This is a genomic window from Paenibacillus xylanexedens, assembly GCF_007680605.1.
Taxonomy (GTDB): Bacteria; Bacillota; Bacilli; order Paenibacillales; family Paenibacillaceae; genus Paenibacillus; species Paenibacillus xylanexedens_B.
This window is the reverse complement of sequence record NZ_VEIO01000046.1, coordinates 1-512: the sequence shown is the minus strand read 5'-3', so window position 1 is coordinate 512 and position 512 is coordinate 1. Positions and strand designations below refer to the sequence as shown.

At 53.3% G+C, this 512-nt stretch carries 1 rRNA gene; it reads left to right on the top strand.

Features of this window, described 5'->3' with window-relative positions:
• Positions 1-512: ribosomal RNA gene (locus FS818_RS28300) — 23S ribosomal RNA — on the top strand; the annotation flags it as partial.

Genomic DNA, 512 nt, shown 5'->3' with positions numbered 1-512 from the left:
AGTACGTGGACGTAGACCCGAAACCGGGTGATCTACCCCTGTCCAGGGTGAAGGTGCGGTAACACGCACTGGAGGCCCGAACCCACGCATGTTGAAAAATGCGGGGATGAGGTGGGGGTAGCGGAGAAATTCCAATCGAACTCGGAGATAGCTGGTTCTCCCCGAAATAGCTTTAGGGCTAGCCTCGGAAAACAGAGTCGTGGAGGTAGAGCACTGATTGGGTGCGGGGCCCGCAAGGGTTACCAAGCTCAGTCAAACTCCGAATGCCATAGACTTACTTCCGGGAGTCAGACAGTGAGTGCTAAGATCCATTGTCAAAAGGGAAACAGCCCAGACCATCAGCTAAGGTCCCCAAGTGTGTGTTAAGTGGGAAAGGATGTGGAGTTGCACAGACAACCAGGATGTTGGCTTAGAAGCAGCCACCATTGAAAGAGTGCGTAATAGCTCACTGGTCGAGTGACTCTGCGCCGAAAATGTAACGGGGCTAAACACACCACCGAAGCTATGGCTTG